The organism is Sedimentitalea nanhaiensis DSM 24252 (assembly GCF_000473225.1).
Taxonomy (GTDB): domain Bacteria; phylum Pseudomonadota; class Alphaproteobacteria; order Rhodobacterales; family Rhodobacteraceae; genus Sedimentitalea; species Sedimentitalea nanhaiensis.
In genome coordinates, this window is sequence record NZ_KI421509.1 from 4,156,461 (window position 1) to 4,175,395 (window position 18,935).

Below are 18,935 nucleotides of genomic sequence, written 5' to 3' on the forward strand. Positions count from 1 at the left end.
CCCCAGAGCATCCACAGAAAATTACACATGGCCGTGTAGATCACGACGCGGTCCAAACACCGCGGCTCTTGGATCGCGCCCGAAATAGGCGCGTAACAGGCCCGGTTCCATCGCGGTAGTGAACTGGCCTTCGCGCTACAGATCGCCCGGAACCCGCGAGCAACCGTTCATGCCAGTATATTCATAGTCGACGTTTCACGGTTAGATAGGCGCAGTCGCGACCCCGGGTTGTAGCGGCATGCTCGTGCCGCGAGGTCTTGCCCATCTCACGATACGGAGTGGATTTCGCCCGGCGGTTCTGGGCGCGCGCATCTCGCTCTGAACAGAATTCGTTCTGCAACGGAGATGGTCGCAAGCGCACAGCGCAGTCGCGCCAAAAGCGTGGTCTGCCGCGCGTAGAGCGGGAGATGGCTTGGCCGCCACTGCAGAGCGGCAAACGTCGACGGCTATACCGCTTCCCTGGCGGATTGCCGGGGACTCGCCGGAAACACCTGGGGCCGTCGCTCATGGTGCGGGACGTCGACCGCCAGATTACAGAAATCCAAATCCGTATCGCACGGCGCATAATCGTTGCGCGGCTCTTGGTATATAGGTCACGGAAGCCGCAGGATAAATCCATTTGCGATAAGGCGAAATCCGGACCTCACCAGATTTGTCCGTCAATGCCCAACCGGGGAATTTGCGGCAAGAGCTCTATGCCCTGCTGAAAGCCGAAGAGGCTTTGCTGACGGCGGCATACAATGCAATTGTCATCAGCGCCAGCGTGATCAGGCTGGCAAACATCAGGTCGGTCTTTGCCCGGCCATTCGCCAGTAGCATCAAGTACCCAAGACCTTTGGACGCCCCAACCCATTCACCAATGACCGCTCCGATTGGGGCATAGACCGCGGCCAGTTTCAGACCCGTGCCTAACGACGGCAAGGCGTGCGGTATCCTGATCCTGCGCATAACCTGCCATTTGGTGCTGTCCATCGTCCGCGCCATATCCAGAATGTCGCGCGGCACCTGTGTCAGCCCGTCATAATACGCACTCGTCACGGGGAAATAGATGATCAACACGGCCATCGTGACCTTTGATGCGATACCATACCCGAACCAAAGCGTCAGGATGGGCGCGAGCGCAAAAACGGGCACCGCCTGGGTGAAAACCAACAGCGGCATTACCAAACGGTGCATCCGCTGGGACGCGGCCAGCTGGATCGCCGTCACCGCACCCAGAATTGTACCGATCAAAAGCCCCAGGCCGACCTCTGTCGCAGTCACAACCGCATTTTCGGCTATCAGCATGCGGTTGTCCCAAGCCGCTTGAGTCACCCGCCAAGGCGAAGGCAGGATGAAATGCGGCACACCTGTGATCCAGACAAGGGCTTGCCAGATCAACAACCCAAAGACGCCAACGCCCAAGGCATAGCGCAAGGTGCTCATCGCTGACCCCGCAGATGCGCAAGCAGATCAGCCTGACATGCAGTTGTCTCAGGTGCATATTGATCGCGGATTGGTGCCGTTTGCGGCGGTTGCCAAGGGTATGCCCCCTGCGCTGTCAGAACAATGATCCGGTGCCCGAGCCGCACGGCCTCTGCCGGATCATGCGTCACCAGCAGCACCGTCTTTCCGGCAAGCATTTGGGCCGATAATTCCTGCATGTCCGCCCGCGTGCTCGCGTCAAGCGCCGAGAATGGTTCGTCCAAAAGCGCGACAGGACGGTCCTCCATCAAGGTACGGGCCAAGGCCGTACGCTGGCGCATCCCACCCGAAAGCGCTGTGGGTTTTTTGTCGCGGTGATCGTCAAGGCCAACATGCGCCAGCAGATCTTTGGCACGCACCATGTCAGGCACGTCATCGCGCAGGCGCGCACCCAGCACGATGTTGTCCAACACGCTGAGCCATGGCAACAGCAGGTCGGACTGCGCCATAAAACTGATCCGCCCATCAAGGGTTCGCGCGTCAGAGGAGGTGATTTCGCCCGCGAACAAACCGGCACAGTCCAGCCCGGCAATCAACCGCAGCAACGTCGATTTCCCCACACCAGAGCGCCCAAGCACGCAAGTCCACTGGCCTGCAGGAAGGATCACATCGATGGGACCAAACAGTCGTTTTCCATCTATCTCATGACTGCCGGTTACATGGATTGAAGGGGCATCGGTCACGCTCCTCTCAACCCCATGCCCCAGAATGCAACCTCAAGCCTGGTAGCGGTCGTGAACCGCTGCTGTAGGTGCGGCCAACGCACAGATTGCACCGGATCATCCCCCAACCGCCGCGCAATCGCGTGATCGATCATCTGGCCCACTGCCGCCATCACAGTTTGATAGTCGTCATCCGCATAGGTGTTGATCCACCCATGATAGGGCGTGTCAGGAGCCGCACACCCCGCCAGACGCTGTCCGATTTCCCCGTAACCGAAACAACAAGGTGCAAGCGCGGCCATCAGATCAAGAAAGTCACCTTGCAGCCCCGAATCCATCACGTAGCGGGTATAGGCGAGGTTCTCGAACTCCTCGGTCGCGGTGAACAGTGTGGCTTCATCAATGCCCACTGCCGCGCAGGTTTTGACATGCAACGTCATCTCATGATTGACCAACGCATCCACGGTTCCGGCACAGACCTTCATTTCATCCAGTGTTTCCGCTTTCACCACGGCCAACGACCATGCGCGCGCAAAATGCACCAAGAACACATAGTCCTGGATCAGGTAGTGCAGGAACGCCGCGCTCGGCAGCGTCCCGTCGCGCAGCCCTTCGACAAAGGCATGGTGGGTATAGTCGCGCCACACATCAGGGCAACCGGCCCGCCACAGCTCAAAGGTTTTTCCGTAAAGGTGCCCGCTCATTGCGCAGTCACATCAATTGCAATGTCGGAAACCGGATTGATCGCGGGGATCAGGCCCGCGTCGTGCAAAAATGCTTCAAACGTCGCATAGCGGCCTGCGTCCATGGCAGCGGGCCGCAGGGCAAAGCGGGGCAATGTGTCAGCCCATGCGCGTTTATTCAGTTCATCTTGCAGTTCTGGTGCCGTGCTGGAGAAAATCGTCCACGCCTCTTGCGGGTGATTGATGATGTATTGGGTGGCCTTTTCGGTCGCGGTCAGAAATCGGCGGATCATATCTGCATCCATCGTGTCGGGGTTGGCCACATAGATCAGTTCGTCGTACGGCGGCAGGCCTTCCTCTTCGACATAAAAGCAGCGCCCCGGCACACCTTCGATATCCATCTGGTTCGGTTCGAAATTGCGGAACCCGCCGATTACGGCATCGACCCGGCCAGACATTAGAGACGGCGACAATGACCAGTTCACGTTGATCAATTCCACATCATCCAGCGTCAGACCGTGGGTGTTCAGAACCTGACCCAGCACCGCCTCTTCCACGCCGCCAACGGAAAAACCGACCTTGCGCCCTTTCAGATCGGCAGGCGTTTTGATCGGACCGTCTTTTAGAGCCAGCAAACAGTTGAGCGGCGTCGCGATCAGCGTGCCGACACGCAGCAGAGGCAGGCCTTCGTGGATTTGCAGGTGCAATTGCGGTTGATAGGAAATCGCCAGATCAGCTTGGCCCGCTGCTACCATTTTGGGCGGATCAGACGGGTCCGCCGGTGCGATGACTTCCATCTCTAGATCGAAGTCGGCGAAATAACCCATTTGCTGCGCAATGATTACCGGGCCGTGGTCTGGGTTGACGAACCAATCCAGCAAGAGCGTCATCTTGTCCTGAGCATAGAGCGGTGCGGCGCAGACTGACAGGGCAGAAGCGAACAGAATAGATTTCATGGAAGCGATCCTTTTGAAACTGCGTAAAGGGCGGCAAAATGATGGGTGGGTCCGCAGCCTGACCCGACGTCCAGATCATCAGCGTGGGCAATTGCGGTCGCGACATAAGACTTGGCGGCAGCGACCGCTGCCGCGATGTCCCGACCCTTTGCCAGTTGCGCGGCGATGGCAGATGACAGCGTACACCCGGTTCCATGCGTGTTGCGGGTCTGGGTGCGCGGGCCTTCAAGCCAGACAACGCTTTGTGTGGTGACAAGACAATCAGGGCTGTCCGCATCATTCAGATGGCCGCCCTTCATCAAGACCGCCGTAGGCCCAAGCGCGCAAAGGGCGCGACCCTGGGTCTCCATCTGAGTGCGTGTGGTTGCAGGATCGGTGCCAAGCAAATGCGCGGCTTCGGGCAAGTTGGGCGTCAATACGGTGGCCATGGGCAACAATGCATCGCGTAGAACGGCGATTGCATCAGGTTGCAACAGCGCCGCGCCGCCTTTGGCGATCATCACTGGATCGAGGACGATTGGCACTTTTTGCGGGGCAAGGGTCGTTGCAACGGCCTGCGCGATGTCAGCGTTCGCGATCATGCCAACCTTCACGGCATCCACACGGATATCACTAAAAACCGCTCGTATCTGACTTTTCACAAAGTCAGGCGGCACCAGGTGAATGCCACTGACACCTTGCGTGTTCTGTGCCGTCAGCGCGGTCACGGCGGCCATTGCAAAAGCACCGTTGGCGGAGATTGTTTTGAGATCGGCCTGGATGCCTGCGCCACCTGACGGATCAGATCCCGCAATGCTCAATACGTTGGGAATCATGTTGCAGGCCCCATGTTGGCAAAAGCTTGGGCGGCGCTTTTAACGTCGGGCTGACCGCAGATGGCAGAGACAACAGCCATGCCATCCGCGCCACTTGTGTGAACGTCGCTTTGGTGCCGGGCCTTCAACCCGCCGATCGCCACCGTGGGCAAGGACGCAAGCGACACAAGATGGGTCAACCCATCAAAGCCAACTGGCTGTTCATGATCCGTCTTGGTGGCCGTTCCAAACACCGGACCAAGGCCCAGATAATCCACGACCGTCACATCCGCAGCCCTGACCGTTTGTGGCGTTTGACATGACAGGCCGAGGATCTTGTCCGGCCCCAGCAACGCCCGCGCCTCGCTGGGCGGCATGTCACCCTGCCCGATATGTGCGCCGTCTGCGTCTGCGGCAGTCGCCGCCTCAATGTCATCGTTGATAATCAGCGGCACGCCGGTGCCCGCCAGAACACTTTTGAGCGCCAAAGCCGTCGCGATCCGCGCAGACGTCGTGGCGTGCTTGTCGCGCAGCTGTACCATCGTGACGCCGCCAGCCACCGCTTGGCGGACAGTCTCGACCACACCGATGGCGCGGCAAAGCCCGGGGTCGGTCACCAGACAGAGCCGCAACTGATGGCGAAGTACATCCATCAGGCGATCGCACTTGCCAGATGACTGGGTTGGGTTGCGGTCAAGGCATCTAGAAAATGCACCTGAAAACTGCCCGGCCCGGCGGCCTTTTCAGCGGCTTTTGTTCCTGCGACCTTAAAATGGGCCAGCGTGGCAAGGGCTGCATCAAACGCAGGGCCGCTAGCAGCATATGCCCCCATCAGCGCGGTTTGCGAACAGCCCAATGCGGTGACCGACGGCATGATCGCAGACCCGCCAGAGACTTTGGCCGTTTGCGTCCCATCCGTGACGAAATCAACTGGACCGGTCACCGCGACAACCGTCCCATACGCGCTGGCAAGTGTGCGGGCTGCGTTCTCCGCCGCCTCAACAGCGTCGCCACTATCGGCACCTTTACCCTCCCCCGCTTCACCAGCCAAAGCCAGAATTTCGGACGCATTTCCCCGGACAATGGCGGGACGTAACGCCAGAAGATCCTGCGCTACACCTTTGCGGTATTGCGAAATGAAATGCGCGACGGGGTCCAGAACCCACGGAACGTTATGATCATTCGCCACACGCACGGCAGTTTTCATACTGGCGGCCCACCCGGCCGATAAGGTACCAATATTGATCGTCAACGCGCCACAAATCGGCGTGAATTCCGCGATTTCTTCTTCGGCATGAACCATCGCGGGCGATGCACCCGCCGCAAGGACAACGTTTGCCGCCACGTTCATAGCCACGTAATTTGTGATGCAATGCACCAATGGTTTTTGATCGCGAAGCGCAGTGAGCAGGTTTCGGGGGTCCATAAAATCTTCTTTCTAGTAGCAAAAGAAGACAACGTTCGAGTGGTGCATGAACGCAAGACCTCCCTCCGCCAGCATTATCTGGTTCAGGTTCAAAGGGTACGTCTCAGCTTTGCAGCGCCCCCGGTACTTGGGGTAACTAAATGGATTGCCTGGTGTCGTCAAACATCAAAATGGTCTGATATCTAAATAGTAGGCGTCTCTCTTCGGTCAGCGAAAGACCGATCTGTTTAGGGTTTTCGATGTGGGCTGTGTCAGGACATGTGCCGTCAGCGCGGCTATACCGGACAACAGGTTCTGTCGCAAAATTTCCAGGGGCCTGGCCGTTTGGTGTTCCGCTCCATATTCGGCAAAGGCATCCCTCACGGAATTCGAGACGGTTTCAGCGGCCGGACAAAGGGAAATTGCCGGGTGACAATGTTCTCGCCATTCATCGCGATTGAAGCGCACAAAAGGAAATGGAATAGAACTGTATCCTGGTGCATGGACGAGAGTTAGACCAAGGTTGAAACCACGTTTACAGACCCCTCGGCAAGCACGGAAAGCCCCTTATTTCATCCGGTCCGAACATCGCGATGAAGCGACAGCAACCGCATTCTTCGCCCGCGCAATCGGAAACAACGGCTTGCCCGACAGGGTATGATCGACAAGAGCGGCCAAATCGGGTCGGAATACAGAACATGAATTGGCGACTGCTGTTGAACGCTTGGGTCTGGCCGATCTACGTTTTACAGGTCACATATCTGAGCAACATCATTGTACAGGACCACCGGTTCAGCAAGAAACTGACGCAGCCCCCTTTTCGGCAGATTGCTTCGCAATCGCCTGCCGGGCAGCGAATGAAAGGCTTCGAACCCTTCGGCTCAGCCTCGGCGACACTGGACGGCATCGAAGTCGCGCACTGATTCACAAGCGAAAATTCGATGCGTCCGGCCAATCCGCGTTCCGGCAATGCGCGGCACGCGCTGGACAACTATGTCCAACAGCGCGATCAGCTCGTGGCGTTGCGAGATTTGCGAAAGAACTCAAAGGGTATCTGATGCCAAGCGCCGCTTCCCGCCATGCCTTTTCGCATCCGAACCGTGGGGCGTTCCGTCAATTCATACAGAACCGTGGCGAAGGTGCTGGACCCGCCATTGGTATGGGCCCGCATACAAATTGGTGCAGTGTCATCGTCGAAGATTGCCTGAACAGAGCGGGCATCGACGATGCGTGCGCGGTTCTGTTCCAGCCACTCCAGCCGCGTGACCGAACTGCGGTTGAAACCCGCCTGAGTGAGCCGTGCCTCGGCCCTCTTGTCGATGCCGGTGTTGGCCAGCGGATGGTTCGTGTGCAACAGCAGATCATCCGAAACCGGCAGGTCTGCCGTCCCGCTGGCCGCGCCTTCCAGCGAGGTGATGCCGTCCTTTGAAACCAGGGCAAAGTGTTGGCCGCTGGCGTGTTGCGTGTCAAACAGGCGTTCACGCGCCTCTTTCCGGCTTCGCGCGGCCAGCGTGTGCCGGGTGACAAATGCGACGGGCAGACCGTCGGATGCATGGTTCAGCACCAAAAGGGTGTTCACCCCCACCGCGAGCCCGGTCTCGTTGATCCCGGTCAATCCGATCAGACCCGCCGCGCTCAGCACGATCTGCTGTGGAGTGTCCGGCCCCGCCAACCGCAGCGCCACCTGCGCGCCTTCCATATGCGCAGGCAGGTCCATGTTCTGCGCCAGCAGATAGCCACCGGCCATGGGCGCGGCGACCAGGCTACACCCCGGTGGCGGCGCTGTCGGCAGCGCGTTATACCACCATTGTTCATCCATCAGATTGTAGGCCGCGATGCGGGCCGGCGGCTGCCCGGCCCCCCCGGCGATACCGAGAACTTCGGCGTGAAGATCGGGCGTCGCTCTTGCCGCATGTTCCATCAGCGTCGTATTTTCAAGAAAGCCCGTGCAATAGGCATCAAAACTGGCCGGAGCCCGATCTCCGAGGGCGCGCATGGTCGCCGCCTCCCATGCCGCCAAAGCCTCTGCGATGGCGGTGCGAAGGGTCTCGCCATGCATTTGTCCGCGCTCGGATGGCGTGCCGTAACAGTCAACAATCTGCATGGGTTTTTCTCATTTCTAAAAGCTATGGCTGCGTAGAACCGCACGCAACGCGTCGTGGTCGATGGCCCGAACGATCTTGTTCGCGGGCTTGATTGTGGGGCGGTCCTGTGCGGCAGTCATGGCATTGATTACCGCCTCATCCACCGCTTGAACCGCAGCCGTGTAGAGCACATCAAGATGCGTGTCCTTCAGCATCTGCAGCGCCATCACGTCGGGCGCATGCCAGGGGTTGCTCTGGGGGTTGGCGGTGCTGAACGCCAGAAAGATGTCGCCCGATGAATGTCCGCCACAGGTACCGCCCCGCCCGATGCCGATGCTGCCCCGACGGGCCATCCGATCGAGCTGATGCGGCAGAAGCGGTGCGTCGGTTGCTATGACCACGATGATCGAGCCGGTCTCGCGCGGGTGCACCAGATCATTCCGCAGATGTTTGCCGACCGGCACGCCCGAAACGGTCAGCCCATCGCGGGTGCCGTGGTTGGCCTGTACCAGAACGCCAAGTGTCCAGGACTGCCCCGCCGCCACGACCCGGCGCGATGCGGTGCCGGTGCCGCCCTTGAACTCATAGGCGATCATACCCGCGCCACCACCGACATTGCCTTCGGCAACAGGGCCGGGCGCCGCAGCGTCAAGCGCCGCCCGTGCATGTACCTCGGCCACACCGCGCGCGTTGATGTCGTTCAACGTGCCGTCATAGGTTTCACCCACAACCGGAAGACACCACATATGGTCGTCTTCAAACGCTTCCGGGTAGCGGTCGATCATCCAGCCAACCACCGCGTGACTGACGATCCCCACGCTATGCGAATTGGTCAGCATCACCGGCCCCATGAACCAGCCCAGGTCCTTGATGTGATGGGCGCCGGTCAACTCTCCGTTGCCATTGAAAGAATGGATGCCGGCCCAGACGGGATCGATAGCCCCGCTGAGGCCCCGCGGGATGATCGCCGTGACGCCGGTGCACAGCCCCTTGTGGGACCCGGGAACGGCGTCTTCGATTACGGTGGCAAAGCCCACAGTGATTCCGTCGACGTCTGTAATAGCGTTGTTCGGCCCCGGGGTGCCGTCGAAAGTCACCCCGATATCACGGGCGCGCGGCGCAATGGTCATTCGGGGTTCCCTTTCTTTTTCTTGTCCGCCACAGGCCGCATCTGGCGGCTCGGCTCGTAGATGAATGGATCGAAATGATCGGCCAGATCGCGCATCTCGCGCAGCCGCTTGGCCGCAGGTTTGCCGACGCGTGCGGTGATACCGTTGAGAAACAGACCCAGCAATGCGGACAGGCCCGCGGTGCTGTCCAGATAGGCCTTGGTAAAGGTCGTTACGGCCAGCACATGCGGCGTATATTGACGCGGCCAGGTGCTGTAGCGGTCGGTCACCATTATAAGCGGAATGTCACGCCGCAGGCAAAGTTCCGCAATCTTGACCGCCTCGCGGGCATAGGGCAGCGCTTCGATCAGGATCACGCAGGAGTTTTCCGGTGTCTCAAGAAAAAGTTCGGACCAACTGCCGCTGCGCCCATCGGCAAAACGCACACCGGGCCGCACGTATTTGAGCCGTGTGGCGAAATCCATCGCCATGCCCTTGACCGCCTGAAAACCCACGATGTTGACATGCTCGACCGTTTGCACGCAATCCAAAGCGGCCCGCCATTGATCGGTCGTAGCCAGGTCGTATACCCCCCGGATCGCCTCGACCTCCAGCTGCAATTGTTCCTGCAGCTCCGGTTCCGTGCCTTCGGGGATTGCAATGCGACGGCTGCGCTGGCTTTTGGTGTCGGCTTCGGGCTTGCGAAACTCATTGTTTACCGCAGCCTTGAACGCCTTGAAGTTCTGGTAGCCCAGACGCCGGACGAAGCGGCTGACGGTCATCTCGCTGACACCTGCGCCGGCGGCAAGATCGGCACCCGTCTCGAACGGCAGATTGTCAAAATTGCGTTCCACCCAGAGCGCGACCTCGCTCTCGGCCTTGGACAGATTGCGCGCGTTTTTGAGCCGGTCTCGCGCTCTGGTTTTGGAATGGTGTGGTGTGTCAGTCATGCGACATCTCCCTTCAGGTGCGGGATCGCGTCGATCAACGCGCGGGTATAGGCCTCTGCGGGTGTGTCAAAGACCTTTGCCGTTGGTCCGGCCTCCACGATCCTGCCCTCGCGCATAACAATAACCGAACTGCACAAGCGCCGGATCACGGCCAGATCATGGCTGATAAAGATCATCGTCAGCCCTCTTTCCTTTTGCAACCGTAACAGCAGGTCGATGACCTGAGCCTGCAAGGTCACGTCCAGCGCCGATGTCACCTCATCCGCGATCAGCACGCGCGGATCAAAGGCCAAGGCACGCGCAATCGCCACGCGCTGACACTGCCCCCCGGAAAGCTGCCCGGGAAAGCGGGTTATCAGATCCGGGTCTAGATCGACCTGCGACATCAGCTCGGCCACCCGGCCCTGCACTGCGTCGCGCGGGCACAATCGATGGCGGCGCAGGGGTTCGGCAATCGCGGCCTGCACCGTCATGCGCGGGCTCAGCGCCTCGGAAGGATGCTGGTAGATCAGTTGCATCTCACGCAAGTAGGCAATGCGCCCCGGCCCGGCGGGATCGGCGGGCTGGCCGTCAAAAAATATCGCCCCCCGATAGGGTTTGACCAGCCCCACAAGGGACCGCGCGAGGGTGGATTTACCCGACCCGCTTTCGCCGACGATCCCCAGGGTTTCGCCTTGGCGAACAGCGAAATCCACCTGTTTCACGGCCATGAACCCGCCTTCGCGCCCGGCGATCCAATCTGACAGCATGCGGCTGCCATAGCGGATCTGGATGCCGCGTGCCTCAACCAGCGGTGCGCCCTGGCCAACCGGCGCAAACGCGCGCGGTTTCAGCCGGTCAGGATGCGAGGCGAGCAGCTTTCTGGTGTAGTCATGGCGGGGGGCATCGATGACCCTGGACACCGGGCCGCTTTCGACCAGCCTGGACCAGCGCATGACCAGCAGATCGTCACAGACCCGTGCCACCGCACCCAGATCGTGACTGACAAAGATCATCGTCAAATTCTGTTCGCGGCGCAGCTGCGCCAGCAGGTCGAGCACGCTTTTCTGAACTGTCGCGTCCAACGCCGTCGTCGGCTCATCCGCCAGCAGCAGATCGGGCTGACAGGCCAGCGCCCCGGCGATCATGGCGCGCTGTTTCATGCCACCTGACAGTTGATGCGGAAAGGCCTGTGCCCAACGCTCGGAATCGGGGATGCGCACGACATCCAGCAAGCGCAGAACCTCGTCGCGGATAGCGCGACCTTTCAGATCCGTGTGCTTGTGCAGTGTTTGCGCCACCTGGTCACCAATCCGCATCAGCGGATCGAGATGCGACGAAGGGTTTTGGAAAATCATCGCGATACGCTTGCCGCGCACGCGGTTCAGTTCTGTCTCGGGCATTTGCAACAGATCGCGGCCTTCAAAGCTGGCGCTGCCGCTGATTTGCGCCGACGGGGGCAAAAGCCGCATCACCGCACGGCAGGTCACCGATTTACCCGATCCACTTTCGCCCACGATCCCCAGCGCCGCGCCGCGCTCCAGATCGAAAGACACATCGTCCACAGCCACGGTCGCGCCAAAGCGCACGGTAAGATCTTTTACTGACAAAAGCGGCGTCATCGTTCGATCCTCAACATGCGGGCCAGCCCGTCACCGATCAGAGCAAAGCCGACCCCGATCAGCACCATCGCAAGGCCGGGGAAAAAACTAATCCACCAAGCGGAAGAGATATAGGTCTGACCTTCGGCAATCATGACGCCCCATTCGGCCGCTGGCGGCGAGACCCCCATACCCAGAAACCCCAGCGCAGCACCGAAAAGAATGACCAACGTCACATCCGTCATCAGATAGACCACGATAGAGGAAAGAGAATTCGGCAGCACGTGGCGCAGCAGGATATAGCCGCTTGAAAACCCCATGGTTCGCGCGGCCAGCACGAACTCGGCCCGCCGCAGCACCAGCGCCTCTGCCCGCGCCAGCCGCGCGTAGCCGACCCAGCCGACCAAAGCGAGCGCGATGAAGTAATTCTCGATCCCCGGGCCCAGCACGGCGACGATGGACAGGACCAGCACAAAAAAGGGAAAGGGCACAGTGATGTCGACAAGCCGCATTGCCACCACATCGATCCAGCCGCCGAAATATCCCGCCACCAGCCCGACCGTCATCCCAATCAGCATCGGCGCGATCACCCCCAGCAACCCGATGTAGAGCGCCAGCCGCGCGCCAAAGATCACCCGGCTATAGGTATCGCGCCCGACGTTGTCCGTACCGAACCAGTGTTCCGCGCCCGGCGGTTGCAGAATTGCTGCGAAGTCGATGGCATAGGGATCATGCGTGGCCAGCTTCGGTGCGACCAGCGCGATCACGCACCACAGCACCACCAGCGCCACGCCGGTCACGAACATCGGAGAGAGCTTCATAGCGTCACCCGCGGATCGATCAGCGCCGACAGCAGGTCGACCGCAAGCATGACCAGCAGTGTGGTCAGCGCAAAGACCAGCGTAGCCCCCTGCACCACGAAATAATCGCGTGCCAGAATACTGTCGATCATCAGCTTGCCCATGCCTGGAACCGCATAGACCGTCTCGACGATCACCGAGCCCCCCAGCAAATAGGCAACGATCACGGCAAAAAGATTCAGTGTCGGCAATATCGAGTTGGGAAACACATGCGTGCGGAAGACCTGGCGCGCGCCCAATCCTTTGGACATACCCGTCAGGGCATAGTCACGGTTCATTTCGATCAACAACGCAGACCGCAGCGTGCGCACCAGGATCGGCACCACCCAGATCATCGTTGAAAGCGCAGGAAGGAACAGGTGCAGCAAGTGCCCGGGCATCGTATCGCCAAAGCCGCTGACCGGAAACCAGCCCAGCTTGACGCCGAACAGACGCGTCAGAATCAGTGCGAGCCAGAACACCGGCACAGCAAGCCCCAGCACGCCCATCATGCGAATGATCTGGTCGGCCATGCCGTTCTGCCGTTTCGCAGACCAGACTGCCAGCACGATCACCGGCGGTAGAGTCAGCACGATTGTGTAAAGCACAAGAAACAGTGTGACCGGATAATGCTGCGCAATCAGTTGCGACACCGGCACCCGGTAACGCAACGAGACCCCAATATCGCCAACCATCAGGTTCTTGAGATAGGTGAAATACTGAAACAGGATCGGATCGTCCAATCCGTAGCGGTCGCGGATCATCGCAATCGTTTCCGGCGAGGCGCGGTCACCGACCAACAGACGGATCGGATCGCCCGGCGTCGCCGCCATCAGAACGAAGGTGATGAGGCTGACACCCAGCAGCACAGGGATTGCCTGTGCCAGCCTCAGGGCAATAAAGCGAAAGGTTTTCACATGAACTCTCGGTAACGAAGGTGCTGGACTGAGTGGCCCGACTGAAGTGGGCCACCCGCGTAGTGACGCGGCTTAACCGTCGGTCAGTTCGGCCTCTTCCAACGTCCATTGCAGCGCCGGAGTCAGGCTCAAACCTTTCACTCGGTCGGAATAGCCGTTCGCATATGGCGTGTAATAAAGCGGGATCTGCGCGATCTCGCTCACAGTGATTTCCTGAATACGTCGGTACAACCCCGCGCGCTTCTCCTCATCACCCTCGCGCAGCGCTTCTTCGGTCAGTTCGTTGACCTCTTCGTTGTTGTAACGGGTATAGTAAGAATGGCTGCCGCAAGTGCCGCAGAGTGCCCAGCGGATGGCCAGATCCGGATCGTCGGTTTCATTGAAATACCACGACGACGTCACATCATAATCGGCATTGGCCATTTTTGACCACCAAAGTCCGGCGTCGACCCGCTCCACCGTGGTCTTGAAACCGACCGCGTCCCATTGCGCCTTCAGTAACGTCGCGATCTGTTCGGTAGCGGGAGTGATCATCATGGTGATCTCGGTGCCTACAAGATCGTCGTCTTCCAACAGCTTGCGGGCTGCGGCGGGGTCATAAGCAGGCATGCTGATCGACGGATCGTAAAATTTCAGCGCGTTCGAGAATGTCGAATTCGCCACCTCCGCATGCCCAAGCGTCACCGCCTTGGTAATCGCGGCGCGGTCCAGAGCCATGGTGGCCGCCTGGCGCACCGTGAGATTGTCAAAGGGTGGCCTGGTGTGGTTGGGCAGCACCAGGTAGAGCACCGTCGACGGCTCCAGCTTCACCGATACACCATCTGTGTTGTTGATCTCTTCGATCTGCGGCCAAGGCACGGTTCGGTCGACCTCGATCTCGCCTGCCATCAGCATCGTCGCGCGGGCATTGGCGTCACTGACCTCGATCAATTCGGCATTCTCGACCCTGGGCAGCCCTTCGCGCCAAAAATTCGGGTTCGCCGTCAGCGACAGGCGGTCGTTGGGCTTCCATTCCTTGACCATATAAGGGCCAGAGCTGACCGGATTGGTGACAAAGGCATCCTCACCGCGTTCTTCGACATCGTCCTTGCTGACGATACCTGCGTTGAAGATATCGAGATTGGCCAGGATCGGCGCACTGGGATGTTTCAAGGTCCATTGCAGCGTGCGTTCGTCCAGCACGGCGATCTCTGCAATCGGCGCGAAGCCGGCGGGATATGCCGAATTCTCATCCTTTGCCGCGCGGTTCAGACTGAAGGCCGCGTCGTCAGCCGTGATCGGCGTGCCATCCGAAAACTTCGCGTCGCGCAGGTGGAACGTATAGGTCAAACCGTCCTCGGAAATCTCGTATCTTTCGGCCAGCCCCGGAACGAGATTGCCATTCTTGTCCGTGCGCATCAGCCGCGAATAGAGCAAGCCATAGGCTTCGATATTACCGCCCCCCGCAGACACAATGGGATCAAGAACGGTCACCTTGTAGGGCGATGCGATCCGGATTGTTTCCTGCGCCATCAGGATCGTGCCCGACAACGCCAGCACCGCGGCTGCTGTTATGATCCTTCTGTTGTACATTTCATGTCCTCCCTTTGGTTTCTGTGTATTTTGGTAGCAAACTATCATATCATATGGAAAGTGTTATTTTTATCTCTACCCCCGATCCCATTCGGTCGACACCTGCTGGCGCACCAAAAAGGCCCATTGGATTACACCAGTGCGATGCTCCCTTAAATGCCACGGGGCAATTGCAGCCCGCGATGCCTGCCATCGTTTTGGTGCGCAAGAACGCAAAACCCTGGAAGCCGACGAGGGGGGCAGTGACCGCATTTTTCTACGTGACCTGGAGTGTGCCTGCCCGATTCGCGCCCGCACCAAACCCACCGACAATGGCAAAAGGATCGCGGACCGCTGTTCGGCCTGCGCAAGTGCGCAGCCGCCGGCGCGCACGAGTTCGACACGCTCTGCGCAACTCTTGACAGCAAGCATCGCCTGAGGCGCCGACCTCGCCGCGGACCAACGGCATGCCGGACCGGTTCAATGGCCGCGTCGAGGCGGTGCTGCAATCCCGTCGCGTCCGCGCACGCGCGGCGCCGGAAGCGACGCGGCACCGCTATGTATGGCTCTGCAACCGGCAGATTCCCCAGTCAGCCTTGGGCAGCAAGACGCACGCGCAGGCGATGAACGACTGGCAAATTCAAGCCAGAACCGTTCAAGAAACAGCCATACTGCCCTCGGGAGGGGCAGCTATTCTATCTGAAAGGGGACAATTCCCCGCCTATTAGAATCAATCGATATGTTGCGATCGATCGGCGGTACAGCCCGTTGCGGGCAGGATTTTCGATTGCAAATGCGGCACGAGATTCCGATCTTGTCATACGCATCAGGCAATTCCACTTTCAAATCGTCGCCATAAACGATGTCCTTTGCGTAATCGACGGGGCTTCCAAGTGCGATGGCATACCGTCGGATCGGCGCGCGGAAACCTTGGCCTCTTTTCGTAATGGTTCTTGCAATGCAGACATAGCGTTCCCCATCGGGCGTTTCGGCCAATTGCCGGACAATCTCTCCTGGGGTTTCAAATGCCTGGTGAACATTCCACAAGGGGCATGCGCCGCCATATCTGGCAAATTGCAAGCGGGTTGTACTGTGACGCTTGGTGATTGCCCCCGCGCGATCAACCCTGACGAAATAAAACGGCACCCCTTTGGCACCGGCCCTCTGAAGCGTGCTGAGGCGATGCGCAACCTGTTCGATGCTGGCGCTGAATCTGTCTGCGAGCAAATCCAGATCATGCCGGAAGTCGGAGGCTGCAGCCAGAAAATCCCCATAGGGCATCAGGGTTGCTCCAGCGCTGAAATTGGCCAGCCCGATGCGCGCGATCATCCGACCTTCGGCAGTCTGAAAGGTGCCCGCGTCCAGCAACTGATCAAACTCTTCCTGATCTTCCAGAAGCACGATCTGATGCCACAACTGAAAAACCTGGCTGGGTTGTGGAAGCGCTCTGTTTATGCGGAAAATCTTTGCTTCCACTTGGAAATCGCTGAGTGTTTCGTTGGAGAGTTCACCGCGCCCAAACGACACCGATACACCGTGCTTTTCCCCCAGCCATTCTATTGCAGCGGTCTTGTTTCGAATTCCGTCAATCCCCACTTTTTTGGCGCGCGCCTCTGCTTTCCTGTCAAGGATGTCAAAATAGTTGTCGCTGTAGTGGAAAAAGTCCCGCACCTCCTCATAAGGAAGCGGTAAAGATTGAACGTGTCCGCGTACAAGGATGTCATTGAACGCAACCATGCTTTCCTGAAGATTTTGGTATCCCCGGTGAAGAGTCAGCAATGCATGGGCAATGTCCGGCGTACTGGAAATAGCGAGTTTGATTTCCTGCTTCGAGGGCCGCCGTCCGGCGAGGATCGGGTCGGCGAGCGCTTCTTTCAAATCTGCGGCCAGGCGAACACTCTCATCCACAGCAAACCCTGCGAGGTCAATCTCGAACGCATCAACAAGCGCCAGCATCACCGAGGCCGATAGTGGCCGTTGATTGTTTTCCAACTGATTGAGGTAGCTCGCCGATATATCAAGACGTTTTGCGAACTCGCGCTGCGTCAGGTCACTCCCTCTGCGCAGGTTCCTCAGCCGCGCGCCGGCAAAGAGCTTACGTTCCGCCATGAGCTTGTTCACAAGTTTGCATATTGCATACCTTAGTCTGCGAATTGTTCGCTTGCACGCCATTTTTCATTTAGATGAACGGCGTTCACATGCCATGATGCCTAGCAGAATTTGCCAACCGGACAAGTGCAACCTGTTGCTTGAGCGCGTTGCTACGGCATGTTGGGGGGCCGCAAAAAGATCTGACACCATTTTGGGTGCTAGCTTCCAACGCAAAAAATTGGCGTTTGCTGGTTAGAAAACCGACCATCGGGCTACCGCTTGAAGCCTGTCTTTTGACGAGGGATTTTGCGATGATAGATACGAATAGGGAACTTGAATCTCGGCGCGCCGAAGCCCATGCCGGAGGCGGCCAGCATCGGATAGATGCCCAGCATGCCAAAGGAAAGCTGACGGCCCGCGAACGCATCGAAGTGCTGCTGGATGAAGGCAGCTTTGAAGAATTCGATACCTTCATGGCACATCGCTGTGCTGATTTCGGCATGGGAACGGTCAAGATACCAGGCGATGGGGTAGTAACCGGCTGGGGCACGATCAACGGCCGGCAGGTTTATGTTTTCAGTCAGGATTTTACCGTCTTTGGCGGATCGCTGAGCGAAACGCATGCACAGAAGATCTGCAAGATCATGGATATGGCAATGAAGGTCGGCGCGCCAGTGATCGGTCTGAACGATTCAGGCGGCGCGCGAATTCAAGAAGGTGTCGCGAGTCTCGCGGGCTATGCCGAAGTGTTTCAACGCAACATTATGGCCAGCGGTGTAGTGCCCCAGATCAGCGTAATCATGGGCCCTTGTGCGGGTGGTGCGGTGTATTCGCCGGCAATGACAGACTTCATCTTCATGGTGAAAGACACGTCATACATGTTCGTGACCGGACCGGATGTGGTCAAGACAGTGACCAATGAACAGGTCACCGCCGAAGAGCTGGGCGGGGCAAGTACCCACACCCGTAAATCCAGCGTCGCCGATGCGGCGTTTGAAGATGACGTCTCGGCGCTGGCCGAAGTGCGTCGGCTGGTGGATTTCCTGCCGCTTAACAACCGGGAAAAAGCGCCCGTTCGCCCGTTCTTTGATGCACCTGGCAGGGTCGAAAATTCGCTCGACAGCCTGGTGCCCGAGAACCAGAACCAGCCGTACGACATGCGCGAATTGATCCGCAAGACAGCAGATGAAGGCGATTTCTACGAAATCCAGTCGGATTTCGCCAAGAATATTCTCACCGGCTTTGCCCGCCTCGAAGGTCAGACAGTGGGCGTTGTGGCCAATCAGCCAATGGTACTGGCCGGGTGTCTGGATATCGACAGCTCGCGCAAGGCGGCGCGGTTCGTCCGGTTCTGTGATGCGTTCGAGATCCCGATCCTGACTTTTGTCGATGTACCGGGCTTTCTGCCGGGAACGTCCCAGGAACACGGCGGGGTCATCAAACATGGGGCGAAGCTGCTGTTTGCCTATGGTGAGGCGACCGTTCCGAAGGTCACGGTCATCACCCGCAAGGCCTATGGCGGGGCCTATGACGTGATGGCGTCCAAGCACCTGCGCGGCGATGTCAACTATGCTTGGCCGACGGCCGAGATTGCCGTCATGGGGGCCAAGGGCGCGACCGAGATCATCCACCGCGCCGACCTGGCCGATGCCGACAAGATCGCGGCCCATACGAAGGACTACGAGGACCGGTTTGCCAATCCATTCGTTGCTGCCGAACGCGGATTTATCGACGAGGTGATCATGCCGCATTCAACCCGGCTTCGTGTGGCACGGGCCTTTGCTGCCTTGCGGACCAAGAAGCTTAGCAATCCATGGAAAAAGCACGACAACATTCCGCTTTAGGGGGCT

Annotated in this window: 17 protein-coding genes and 1 riboswitch; of the genes, 2 read left to right on the forward strand and 15 right to left on the reverse strand. The window is 58.9% G+C overall.

Annotated features, from left to right (window positions below; translation table 11 throughout):
* Positions 1-693 precede the first annotated feature (693 nt).
* The 7 genes from NANH_RS0122590 to thiM are packed head-to-tail and all read right to left on the reverse strand — an operon-like array spanning position 694 to position 5,985.
* On the reverse strand, positions 694-1,425 hold the full coding sequence (locus tag NANH_RS0122590; protein WP_027264077.1) for an ABC transporter permease: 732 nt from the start codon (positions 1,423-1,425) through the stop codon (positions 694-696).
* Complete coding sequence (locus NANH_RS0122595) at positions 1,422-2,147, reverse strand: ABC transporter ATP-binding protein (protein WP_027264078.1); 726 nt, start codon at positions 2,145-2,147, stop codon at positions 1,422-1,424. Before NANH_RS0122595 ends, NANH_RS0122590 begins: the two co-directional genes overlap by 4 nt.
* Entirely contained in the window at positions 2,144-2,830 is a 687-nt protein-coding gene (tenA, locus tag NANH_RS0122600; RefSeq protein ID WP_027264079.1) for a thiaminase II, read from the reverse strand. Before tenA ends, NANH_RS0122595 begins: the two co-directional genes overlap by 4 nt.
* Entirely contained in the window at positions 2,827-3,765 is a 939-nt protein-coding gene (locus NANH_RS0122605; protein ID WP_027264080.1) for an ABC transporter substrate-binding protein, read from the reverse strand. Before NANH_RS0122605 ends, tenA begins: the two co-directional genes overlap by 4 nt.
* Positions 3,762-4,580, reverse strand: coding sequence for a bifunctional hydroxymethylpyrimidine kinase/phosphomethylpyrimidine kinase (gene thiD / locus NANH_RS0122610; RefSeq protein ID WP_027264081.1), 819 nt, complete (start codon positions 4,578-4,580; stop codon positions 3,762-3,764). The genes NANH_RS0122605 and thiD overlap by 4 nt, the downstream gene beginning before the upstream one ends.
* A complete protein-coding gene (gene thiE / locus NANH_RS0122615) occupies positions 4,577-5,212 on the reverse strand; it encodes a thiamine phosphate synthase (RefSeq protein WP_027264082.1) in 636 nt (211 codons plus the stop codon). Before thiE ends, thiD begins: the two co-directional genes overlap by 4 nt.
* Complete coding sequence (gene thiM, locus NANH_RS0122620; protein WP_027264083.1) at positions 5,212-5,985, reverse strand: hydroxyethylthiazole kinase; 774 nt, start codon at positions 5,983-5,985, stop codon at positions 5,212-5,214. The genes thiE and thiM overlap by 1 nt, the downstream gene beginning before the upstream one ends.
* 43 nt (positions 5,986-6,028) lie before the next feature.
* Positions 6,029-6,117, reverse strand: a riboswitch (TPP riboswitch).
* A 545-nt stretch (positions 6,118-6,662) separates the two neighbouring features.
* Here thiM and NANH_RS0122625 point away from each other — a divergent pair.
* A complete protein-coding gene (locus NANH_RS0122625; RefSeq protein ID WP_027264084.1) occupies positions 6,663-6,887 on the forward strand; it encodes a hypothetical protein in 225 nt (74 codons plus the stop codon).
* 86 nt (positions 6,888-6,973) lie between these two features.
* Here NANH_RS0122625 and NANH_RS26990 read toward each other — a convergent pair whose 3' ends face one another.
* The 8 genes from NANH_RS26990 to NANH_RS0122665 all read right to left on the reverse strand — a co-directional run bounded on the left by NANH_RS26990 (position 6,974) and on the right by NANH_RS0122665 (position 17,103).
* Positions 6,974-8,068, reverse strand: coding sequence for a C45 family autoproteolytic acyltransferase/hydolase (locus NANH_RS26990; protein WP_051372564.1), 1,095 nt, complete (start codon positions 8,066-8,068; stop codon positions 6,974-6,976).
* Positions 8,069-8,083: 15 nt separating this feature from the next.
* A complete protein-coding gene (locus NANH_RS0122635) occupies positions 8,084-9,178 on the reverse strand; it encodes a P1 family peptidase (RefSeq protein WP_027264085.1) in 1,095 nt (364 codons plus the stop codon).
* On the reverse strand, positions 9,175-10,107 hold the full coding sequence (locus tag NANH_RS0122640) for a MurR/RpiR family transcriptional regulator (protein ID WP_027264086.1): 933 nt from the start codon (positions 10,105-10,107) through the stop codon (positions 9,175-9,177). The genes NANH_RS0122635 and NANH_RS0122640 overlap by 4 nt, the downstream gene beginning before the upstream one ends.
* Entirely contained in the window at positions 10,104-11,708 is a 1,605-nt protein-coding gene (locus NANH_RS26995; RefSeq protein ID WP_036050252.1) for a dipeptide ABC transporter ATP-binding protein, read from the reverse strand. The genes NANH_RS0122640 and NANH_RS26995 overlap by 4 nt, the downstream gene beginning before the upstream one ends.
* Positions 11,705-12,508, reverse strand: coding sequence for an ABC transporter permease (locus NANH_RS0122650; protein WP_027264087.1), 804 nt, complete (start codon positions 12,506-12,508; stop codon positions 11,705-11,707). The genes NANH_RS26995 and NANH_RS0122650 overlap by 4 nt, the downstream gene beginning before the upstream one ends.
* Positions 12,505-13,443 (reverse strand): ABC transporter permease, encoded by a 939-nt coding sequence (locus NANH_RS0122655; protein ID WP_027264088.1) that lies wholly within the window; start codon positions 13,441-13,443, stop codon positions 12,505-12,507. The genes NANH_RS0122650 and NANH_RS0122655 overlap by 4 nt, the downstream gene beginning before the upstream one ends.
* A gap of 72 nt (positions 13,444-13,515) precedes the next feature.
* Complete coding sequence (locus NANH_RS0122660) at positions 13,516-15,015, reverse strand: ABC transporter substrate-binding protein (RefSeq protein ID WP_027264089.1); 1,500 nt, start codon at positions 15,013-15,015, stop codon at positions 13,516-13,518.
* 669 nt (positions 15,016-15,684) lie between these two features.
* Positions 15,685-17,103, reverse strand: a complete 1,419-nt coding sequence (locus NANH_RS0122665) for a helix-turn-helix domain-containing protein (RefSeq protein ID WP_027264090.1) — start codon at positions 17,101-17,103, stop codon at positions 15,685-15,687.
* Between the two features lie 293 nt (positions 17,104-17,396).
* Between NANH_RS0122665 and NANH_RS0122670 the strand changes: the two genes are divergently transcribed.
* On the forward strand, positions 17,397-18,929 hold the full coding sequence (locus NANH_RS0122670; protein ID WP_027264091.1) for an acyl-CoA carboxylase subunit beta: 1,533 nt from the start codon (positions 17,397-17,399) through the stop codon (positions 18,927-18,929).
* Positions 18,930-18,935: the final 6 nt, after the last annotated feature.